This window comes from Pseudomonas citronellolis (assembly GCF_029335315.1).
GTDB lineage: Bacteria > Pseudomonadota > Gammaproteobacteria > Pseudomonadales > Pseudomonadaceae > Pseudomonas > Pseudomonas citronellolis_A.
This window is the reverse complement of record NZ_JARJLT010000105.1, coordinates 1-9,148: the sequence shown is the minus strand read 5'-3', so window position 1 is coordinate 9,148 and position 9,148 is coordinate 1. Positions and strand designations below refer to the sequence as shown.

The 9,148-nt window shown below is 66.8% G+C and carries 9 protein-coding genes; 5 read left to right on the top strand and 4 right to left on the bottom strand.

The genetic code is table 11. The annotated features are described in order from the left end of the window. Positions 1-184: 184 nt before the first annotated feature. Positions 185-556 carry a diacylglycerol kinase gene (locus P3W75_RS08710; protein WP_276226969.1) on the bottom strand — a complete coding sequence of 124 codons (372 nt, stop codon included), beginning with the start codon at positions 554-556 and terminating at the stop codon, positions 185-187. 82 nt (positions 557-638) lie between these two features. Continuing rightward, a complete protein-coding gene (erdR, locus tag P3W75_RS08705) occupies positions 639-1,289 on the bottom strand; it encodes a response regulator transcription factor ErdR (protein WP_276226968.1) in 651 nt (216 codons plus the stop codon). A 226-nt stretch (positions 1,290-1,515) separates the two neighbouring features. Between erdR and P3W75_RS08700 the strand changes: the two genes are divergently transcribed. Continuing rightward, the gene (locus tag P3W75_RS08700) at positions 1,516-2,397 is read left to right on the top strand and encodes a DMT family transporter (RefSeq protein WP_276226967.1); all 882 of its coding nucleotides are present in this window, start codon (positions 1,516-1,518) and stop codon (positions 2,395-2,397) included. Positions 2,398-2,400: 3 nt separating this feature from the next. On the opposite strand, the gene P3W75_RS08695 is transcribed toward P3W75_RS08700, so the two are convergent. Continuing rightward, a complete protein-coding gene (locus P3W75_RS08695) occupies positions 2,401-3,141 on the bottom strand; it encodes a tRNA-uridine aminocarboxypropyltransferase (protein ID WP_276226966.1) in 741 nt (246 codons plus the stop codon). A gap of 199 nt (positions 3,142-3,340) precedes the next feature. Between P3W75_RS08695 and P3W75_RS08690 the strand changes: the two genes are divergently transcribed. Together P3W75_RS08690 and P3W75_RS08685 are read left to right on the top strand one after the other, a co-directional pair. Beyond that, positions 3,341-3,748, top strand: coding sequence for a quorum-sensing-regulated virulence factor family protein (locus P3W75_RS08690; protein WP_276226965.1), 408 nt, complete (start codon positions 3,341-3,343; stop codon positions 3,746-3,748). Then, on the top strand, positions 3,745-3,984 hold the full coding sequence (locus tag P3W75_RS08685) for a DUF3820 family protein (RefSeq protein ID WP_430765352.1): 240 nt from the start codon (positions 3,745-3,747) through the stop codon (positions 3,982-3,984). Before P3W75_RS08690 ends, P3W75_RS08685 begins: the two co-directional genes overlap by 4 nt. Before the next feature lie 8 nt (positions 3,985-3,992). Here the strand turns inward: P3W75_RS08685 and P3W75_RS08680 are convergent, their stop codons facing one another. Continuing rightward, a complete protein-coding gene (locus tag P3W75_RS08680) occupies positions 3,993-6,398 on the bottom strand; it encodes a xylulose 5-phosphate 3-epimerase (RefSeq protein WP_276226964.1) in 2,406 nt (801 codons plus the stop codon). A 125-nt stretch (positions 6,399-6,523) separates the two neighbouring features. On the opposite strand from P3W75_RS08680, the gene P3W75_RS08675 reads away from it, so the two are divergent. Then, entirely contained in the window at positions 6,524-7,945 is a 1,422-nt protein-coding gene (locus P3W75_RS08675) for an MBL fold metallo-hydrolase RNA specificity domain-containing protein (RefSeq protein ID WP_276226963.1), read from the top strand. A gap of 85 nt (positions 7,946-8,030) precedes the next feature. Next, on the top strand, positions 8,031-9,122 hold the full coding sequence (locus P3W75_RS08670) for a TIGR00730 family Rossman fold protein (RefSeq protein ID WP_276226962.1): 1,092 nt from the start codon (positions 8,031-8,033) through the stop codon (positions 9,120-9,122). Positions 9,123-9,148: the final 26 nt, after the last annotated feature.

The window sequence follows — 9,148 nt, the reverse complement described above, 5'->3', positions numbered from 1 at the left end:
GCGTAGGGCGAATAACGTTCGACGTTATCCGCCGTTTGGCCTTGGTTTCAGGCGCGTACCGGGTCTGGCCACGGAGTGCCTGTTTCAGGGCGCTCAGGGCTCGACCAAGGAGCCAGGCACGAGGTCGGTGTAGCGGCGTATGACGGCGAACGGCTATACGCCCTACGCGCCTGCTCCCATGGGCTCAGCCGAGCAGGATCACCGCCCAGGTCACGGTGATGATGGTCAGCGCGACGAACTGCGCGGCGCTACCCATGTCCTTGGCGTTCTTCGACAGCGGGTGGCGCTCCAGGGAGACGCGGTCGACCACCGCCTCCACCGCCGAGTTGAGCAGTTCGACGATCAGCGCCAGCAGGCACACGGCGATCATCAGCGCGCGCTCGCCGCGGCTGACGTCGCAGAAGAACGACAGCGGGATGAGGATGACGTTGATCAGCACCAGTTGGCGGAACGCCGCCTCGCCACGGAAGGCGGCGCTGAAGCCGGCCATGGAGTAGCCGGCGGCGTTGAGGATGCGCTTCAGGCCGGTCTGGCCCTTGAAGGGGGAAGAGGTCACAGCGGGCTCCCTGCGGAAAAAGACGCGGCACTCTAAACCAGGTGCCGGGGCAAAGTGTGAAGCGGAGGTGATGGCCGGCCGCTCAGGACGCCGGAACCGTTTCCATCTGTTGCAGCAACAGCGCCGCCTGGGTCCGGGTGCGCACGTTGAGCTTGCGGAAGATCGCCGTGACGTGGGCCTTCACCGTGGCCTCGGACACGCTCAGCTCGAAGGCGATCTGCTTGTTCAGCAGGCCCTCGCAAACCATGGTCAGCACGCGGAACTGCTGCGGCGTCAGGCTTGCCAGCCCGGCGCTGGCGGCGCGGGTCTCCTCGCTAAGCTCGGTGACTGCGTCGGCCTGCGGCGGCCACCAGACGTCGCCGTCGAGCACGGCGCGCACCGCCTGCTGCAGGGTGCTCATCTCGCTGGACTTGGGGATGAAGCCGCTGGCGCCGAACTCGCGGGAACGCTGCACCACGGCGGCGTCCTCCTGGGCCGAGATCATCACCACCGGAATCTGCGGGTATTGCCCACGCAGCAGCACCAGGCCGGAGAAGCCATAGGCGCCCGGCATGTTCAGGTCGAGCAGGACCAGGTCCCAGTCGGCCTTGTCGTTGAGCCTGGCCTCCAGCTCGGCGATGCTCGCCGCCTCCACCAGTTTCGCCTCGGGCCCCAACCCAAGCGTCAGGGCCTGGTGCAGGGCACTACGGAACAGCGGGTGATCGTCAGCGATCAGGATTTCGTAGGAAGCCATGTATGTTCCTTGATGGCCAGGCTCGATCCCGACCGAGGGTAACGGCAGGGCCAGCGTGGGAAAGGTCGTAACCTGATTGCCGCATTGTACGCAAATGCGTCGGCCGATGCCCGTCGAGAATACGTTGCGGGGGCACTCCCGGGGCGACGGTTGACGGGATGGACAGCTTTTCAAAGCGCCTGGCTTGCGGCAGAGTTGCGCTCTTTTTTTGCCTGCCGAGAACACCATGAAAAGCCATGCCCTGCGCGCCGACATCCTGATGCTGATCACCGCGATGATCTGGGGGGTGTCGTTCGTCGCGCAGCGCCTGGGGATGGACGCCATCGGGCCGTTCCTCTACACCGGGCTGCGCTTCGCCCTCGGCGCGCTGATGCTGCTGCCGCTGCTGGCCTGGTCGGCCAAGCGCGGCGCCCAACCGTTCAACCGCGGCCTGCTGCTGGCCGGCCTGGCGATCGGTACCGCGCTGACCCTGGGCATCAACCTGCAGCAGGTCGGCCTGATGTTTACCAGCGTGACCAACTCCGGCTTCATCACCGGCCTGTACGTGATCATCGTGCCGCTGCTCGGCCTGCTGCTGGGCCAGCGCACCGGCACCGGCACCTGGCTCGGCGCCGCGCTGGCGGTGATCGGCATGGCCATGCTGAGCATCGGCCCGGACTTCAAGGTGGCCTCCGGCGACTGGCTGCAGCTGACCGGCGCCCTGGTGTGGGGTTGCCATGTGCTGCTGGTGGGCCTGTTCGCCAGCCGCTACGACCCGATCCGCCTGGCCTTCCTGCAGTTCGCCACCTGCTCGGTGGTGAGCATGGGGCTGGCCGTGGCCTTCGAGGAAATCCACTGGGACGCCATCGTCCAGGCCGGCCCCGCGCTGCTCTACGGCGGCCTGTTCGGCGTCGGTACCGGCTTCACCCTGCAGGTGATCGCGCAGAAGCACGCCATCGCCTCCCACGCCGCCATCATCCTCTCGCTGGAAGCGGTGTTCGCCGCCATCGCCGGCGCCCTGCTGCTCGACGAAACCCTGCACATGCGCGGCTACCTGGGCTGCGCGCTGATGCTCGCCGGCATGCTGGTGGCGCAACTGTGGCCGAAGAAGCAGGCCGTCGCGGCCTGACCTTCAGAGCCCGGTGAAGGGTCGCAGGGCCTGGTGCGCCGGGCTCTGCTCGTCCAGCGGCTGCTGGCGCTTGGAACCCAGGTAGCGCTCGCTGAACACATCCAGGTAAGCGTCCAGGGCATCCCCCGCCCGCTGGTCGCCAGCCAGCCCCAGGCACAGCGCCGCCACTTCGGCCGTGCACAGGTGCTCGTCGAACTTGGAGCGGCGCAGGCGATAGCGCGACAACGCGTCCGGGGTGATGCTCAACACCGGGAAACGGTCCAGGTAGGGGCTCTTGCGGAACATCTTGCGCGCCTCGTTCCAGGTCGCGTCCAGCAGGATGAACAGCGGGCGCTTGCCGGCCACCGGCTCGACCCGCTCGACCACCCGCTCGGCGGCGACGAACTCGCCGGGAAACACCACATAGGGCTGCCACTGCGGGTCGTCGAGCAACGCCAGCAGCGCCGGATCGACCTCGATCCGCGACCAGCCGAAGGCCCAGGTGTCCGGCACCGTCTCGGCGATCAGCCAGCCGGTGTTGCTCGGCTTCAGCGGCTCGGTGTCGAACATCACCAGGCACATCCCGGCCTCCGCACCCACCCGCGGGCGCCAGGCGCACATGCAGTAGTTCGGCCGCAGGCGGCAGCCGGGGCAGCGCGGCGAACGCGAGCCGCGCGCCACGAAGGGCTTCACGCAACGGGCGAGGCGCTCGTCGCGCAGGCGGGCGACGGCATGGTTGAGGGCGACGGGAGACGAAGACGACATCGGGAACTCTGGCAGGGAATTGCGGCGGTCGACGATTGTAACAGAGCCGTCGGGACCGTCCGGCAGCCGAGATTCAGCCGCGCCTGCGGCAACAGCTCCTCGGCACAGCAGCGGATTTCAGGGACAATGGCGGCCGGACTGACCGGCGAACCCTGCGCGGCTCGCGCGGTCGAATTGGCACCATTTTCAGGAGATGCCCATGCTGCGCCTCACCGCCCTCGCCCTCTGTCTCGTTCTTCCCGCGGCCCACGCGGCCTCGCTGAAGAACTTCGAACTGTCCAAGACCCTGGAGCAGGTCGCCAAGGAGAGCAGCGAAGGCACCCCACGGGCGATCAACGAGGACATCCTCGACCAGGGCTACACCGTGCAGGGCAACCAGCTCATCAATCACCTGAGCGTGCGCGCCAGCCACGCCGAACGCATGCGTTCCAACCCCGAGAGCGTGCGTAGCCAGCTGGGCGACAGCGTCTGCAGCAATACCGGCTACCGCCAGCTGCTGGCCAAGGGCGCCATCCTTACCTACGAATTCACCGAGTACCACACCAATACCCCGGTCGCCGTCGAGCGCTTCGACGCCGGCAGCTGCCGCATCAAGCTGCAGAAGTGAACGACGCCGACGCCCTGCTGGAACAGCAGAAACTCAACCTGCTGAAGGTCGCGCGCATGCCGATGCCCTTCGGCAAGTACCAGGGCCGCCTGCTGATCGACCTGCCGGAAGAGTACCTGCTGTGGTTCCAGCGCAATGACAGCTTCCCCAAGGGCGAACTGGGCCGGCTGATGCAGATCGCCCTGGAGCTCAAGGTCGAGGGCCTGGACGCCCTGGTCAAGCCGCTGAAACGCTGAGCCGCGTTTCAGCGCAGCACGCGCGGGTCGCCCTTGCCGGCCAGCGCGGCGGCTTCCTCGGCGGTCAGCAAGGCATTGCGCGGCACCTCCAGCAAGCGCGCGCAGGCGGCCAGCACATCTCCCCAGGAGGCGCGGTTGGCGAACAGCATCCCGGCCTCGTCCAGGGTGCCACCGCGGTTGCGGTAGCCCAGTACCGATGACTTGAGCGCGTCCGGCAGGATCGGCCACAGGTGCCCGCGCGCCACCTCCGGGCGCATGTGGGTGAGCAGCACGCGGCGCTCGCAGTGGTCGGGGAAGAGCTTCTCGATCAGCGCATCGTCCGCCACCGCCGCCAGCTCCCAGTTGTCCCGCGGCGCACGGAAGCGCCCCGGTTCCTGCAGGTAGACCAGCCGATAGGGATAGCCCGCCTCCGCCAGGCGCTCGGCGGCGCGGCGCATCTCGCCAAGCTGATAGCTGCCGTTGGCGATGAGCAGCAACGGATCGCTGCCGGGATGCTCCTCGACGACGATGGCGCCATCGCGGGCCAGTTGCTCGGCCTGGGCCTGGTCGAACAGGTTCGGCCGCTCGCGCTTGGGCGCCACCACGCAAGCCAGTTGCCCGCGGCTGAGGTAGATCTGCGGCAGCAGCGCCAGCAGGCTGTTGTGGTCGGCCGGGAACAGCACGCGCACCATGTCGCTCATCTCGCCCAGCAGGCTTTCGCAGAAGGTGGTGTCCTGGTGCGACTGCTGGTTCTTGCCGTTCTCCCAGGTGTGCGAGGTGGCCACCAGCGGCCAGCCGAACCATCCGGCCGGGCGCCCGGCCTCCTTCTGCAGGCGGGCGAAGATGATCGCCTGGCGCACCGCGCCGAGCATCTTCACGCAGAACGCCTCATAGCTGGCCACCAGGTTGAGCCCGCCCTGGTTGCCCAGGCAGGCGGAAACCACCGCCTCCTCGTTGAGCGCGGTGATGATTCGCCCATCCACCGCCTCCAGCTCGCTTTCCGGCTGGCAGGCCCGATGTTTCAGCGCCTTGAGCACACCGCCCAGGCGGTTGCTGGCCAGCTCGTCCGGGTTGCCGACGCGGGCGCGCAGGTCCGGGTTGGCGGCGCACAGGTCGACGAAGAAGCGATCCAGCGCAGCCATCGGCGAACACTGGTCGGCCCGGTAGTGCAGCGCGGGCAGGCTCGGCTCGATGGGGCGGCGCACTGCCAGTGGATTGTCGCGCTCCGGCAGGCGCCCCTGGCGGCTGTCGGCGAAACTGGCGCAGGCGGCGTCCAGCTCGGCCTCGGGCACCCACAGGTGCGCAGCGTGCTGATTGAACAGCTCGCGGGCGTATTCGTCCTCGTGCGGATTGCCGGGCAGCGGCAGGTTGTGCGCGGCGTTGCTGCCGGCACCGTAGAAACCGAAGCCCTTGACCGTTTCGGCGATGCCGTAGGGAATCGGCAACGGGTAATGGAGAATGCCGCTGTCCTTTTCGCTGACCCGGTTGGCCAGGCGTTCCTCCATCTCCCAGAGTGCGCAGGCGAACGCCGCCGGGTCGCGGCCATCGAAGGTCATGGGGTCGAAACCGCAGCCGCGCAAGTGCTGCTTGAAGCCCTCCAGGCCTTCGTGGGTGCCGAGCTGGGTACGCTGCTCGATGCGCCGGCCGTTGGCGATCATCACCGGCAGTGCCACGCCGCAATCCTCCGAGCGCCACCAGCGCGGCATCCAGTCGCCGCCCTTCTGTTCCTCGGCGGCACCGTCGGAGAGGAAGGTCACCAGGGTCTCGCCCGGCAGCGGCAGGTGCGCGTACTGCAACTCGGCGAAACCCAGGTAGCCACCTTCGGCGATGCCGCCGGCGGTGTGCGGGTTGACATGGCTGCCCAGGGGCGCGGCGACGCTGCCGTCGGGCGCCTGGGCGTAGCTGTAGAAGTCCGCCACCAGGCGCTCGAGGCCGGCGCTGTCGCAACTGTAGCGCCGCGCCTGCTCGGGGTGCAGGTTGCCGGTGAGCACGTTGAGCGCCTCGATCGCCGCCACGCAGTGCCCCTGCCCCATCAGCCAGCCGCGGGTCTTGCCGGTCAGCGCGTTGAGCGCGAGGTAACCGGCATAGGCCGGCACCATGTTCAGGGCACCGCCGGTGTGGCCCTCGGGGTGGGTCTTGAAATCCTCGGCCTGCAGCGGCACGCCGTCCAGGCGCACGCGGCGGGCGTAGGTCATGTGTACCACCAGCCAGAGCCCGGCGCAGGTCAGCCGGTCGAGCTGCTGGAACATTCGGTAGACGCTCTCCAGGTCCGGCTGCAGGCCGCCTTGGACCAATTGATGAGCGATGCGGAAAACCGCGGCCTGCGTCTCCGGGCTATGCTCAAGCGGACCGCGCCCACGCAGCCATTCGGCGAAAGCCGGCTGCTGCGCCGCGTGCGCGGCCAGCTCGTCCGGGCTGGGCAGTATCTGGGACATGTCGACATCTCCCTCGGGATATACAGGCAGTCTAGGTCTCCAGATCGGAGCGTCGCTGACCTGTATCAACGCCGCTCCCGTCCGCCTACGCGAGTCTGAAGGACATTTCCCGCTCAGGAGGCTCCATGGCATTACTCACCTTCATCGGCGCGGCCCAGGAGGTCACCGGTTCCTGCTACCTGCTGGAAACCCACGACGGCATTCGCGTGCTACTCGAATGCGGCATGCGCCAGGGGCGCAACGACCGCCAAGGCAGCCGCGACAATGAAGCCAGCAATCGCGCCGCCTTCCCCTTCGACCCGAAAAGCCTGGATGCGGTGGTGATTTCCCACGCCCACATCGACCACAGCGGCCTGCTGCCACGCCTGGCGAAGGAAGGCTACAAGGGCGCGGTGTTCGCTACCGAGTCCTGCTGCGAACTGCTGGAACTGATGCTCATGGACTCGGCGAATATCCAGGAAAAGGACGCCGAGTGGGAAAACAAGTGGCGGGCGCGAATGAATCGCCCACCGATCAGCGCACTCTACACCCAGGCTGACGCCGAGCAAGCCCTGTCGCTGCGTCGCGGCGTCAGCTACGGCAGCACGGTCGAGGTGGCTCGCGGCATCCGCGTGACCTTCCACAACGCCGGGCATATCCTCGGCTCGGCCATCGTCGAGATCGAAATCCACGAACAGGGCCTTACCCGCCGCCTGGTGTTCTCCGGCGACCTCGGCAATACCTGCTCGCCGCTGATGCGCAGCCCGACACCGCTGAGCCGCGCCGACGTGGTGTTGCTCGAATCCACCTACGGCGACCGCGACCACCGCGACAACAACGAGACCCTGCAGGAACTGGCGGACATCCTCGAACAGGCGCAGAAGGACGGCGGCAATGTGCTGATCCCGTCCTTCGCCGTCGGCCGCACCCAGGATCTGCTGTTCTATCTCGGGCGCTTCTACCAGGAGGGCCGCCTGCCGCAGCAGATGATCTTCCTCGACAGCCCCATGGCGGCGCGGGCCAACGAAATCTATCTGCGACACACCAGCGAATTCTCCGACAGCGACCGTGAATACATCCGTGGTACCGGCACCGTGAAACTGTCGGAATGGCTGCCGCCGCTGCGTATCACCCAAAGCCCGGACGAGTCCATGGCGATCAACCGCATCAAGAGCGGCGCGATCATCATCGCTGGCAGCGGCATGTGTACCGGCGGGCGCATCGTCCATCATTTCAAGCACAACCTCTGGCGCGAGGAGTGCCACATCGTCTTCCCCGGTTTCCAGGCCAAGGGCACCCTGGGCCGCAACATCGTCGACGGCGCCGAGAGCGTGCGCGTCCTGCGCCAGCGCATCGCGGTACGGGCGAAGATCCACACCCTTGGCGGGTTTTCCGCACACGCCGGACAATCGCAATTGATTCAGTGGGTTGGCCACTTCGAGAACAAACCCGAGCTATACCTGATACATGGCGAGCGGGAAAAGATGGACGCCCTGCAGGGCGCACTGCTCGAACGCCTCAACTGGAAAGCCAACATACCGGAGCAGGGAGAACGCATCGCAATCTGAAACAGGGTCATCGCCGACAGTCATCGGCGGCATGGCAGACTGGTGCCTGCCGCCGACGCGGGGTTGCAGAACAAGGAGTATCCCCATGCCCTATGAGCCCGACGACTATCTCTCCAGACACTTCCAAACCAGCGGCACGGATCTGACGCAAAAAGCAGAGGAACTGGCCGCCCTCGCCGCGCCGGGCGACAGCCCGAACCTGCCGCTGTACCGTGAAATGCTCGTGACCGTGGCGCGCATGGCGCAGGCCGACCGCAACCGCTGGGACGCCAAGATCATGCTGCAGACCCTGCGCGAGATGGAAAGCGCCTTCGCCAGCCTCGAGCAGTTCAAGCGCCGGCGCAAGGTCACGGTGTTCGGCTCGGCGCGCACGCCGCCGGACCACCCGCTCTACGCCCAAGCCCGCGAACTGGGCAGGACCCTGGCGCACTACGACCTGATGGTGGTCACCGGCGCTGGCGGCGGCATCATGGCCGCCGCCCACGAAGGCGCGGGCCGCGAGAACAGCCTGGGCTTCAACATCACCCTGCCGTTCGAGCAACAAGCCAACCGCACCGTGGCCGGCACCAGCAACCTGCTGTCGTTCCACTTCTTCTTTCTGCGCAAGCTGTTCTTCGTCAAGGAGGCCGACGCTCTGGTGCTCTGCCCCGGCGGTTTCGGCACCCTCGACGAGGCGCTGGAAGTCCTGACCCTTATCCAGACCGGCAAGAGCCCGCTGGTTCCTGTGGTGCTGCTCGACCAGCCCGGCGGGCGCTACTGGGAGCAAGCGCTGCAATTCATGCAGGATCAGTTGCTGGACAACCACTACATCCTGGGCAGCGACATGCACCTGGTGAAACTGGTCGATTCGGTGGAGGATGCGGTACAGGAAATCGCCCGGTTCTATAGCAACTTCCACTCCAGCCGCTGGCTACGCGACAGCTTCGTGATCCGCCTCAACCACCGCTTGAGCGACGACGCCATGAGCCGCTTGCACCATGAGTTCGGCTCGCTTTGCCTGCACGACGGTTTCCATCAGCAACCCTGCGCCGAACTGGAGAAGGACGAGCCGGAGTTCACCAAGCTGACCCGCCTGGCCTTCGCCTTCAATGGTCGTGACCATGGGCGGTTGCGTGAGCTGGTGAACTTCATCAATGAGCGGGGTAACTGGGCCGAACCCTGCCCCGTTCCCGCATAGAGGTGGGACGGGGATTAGCGAATGGG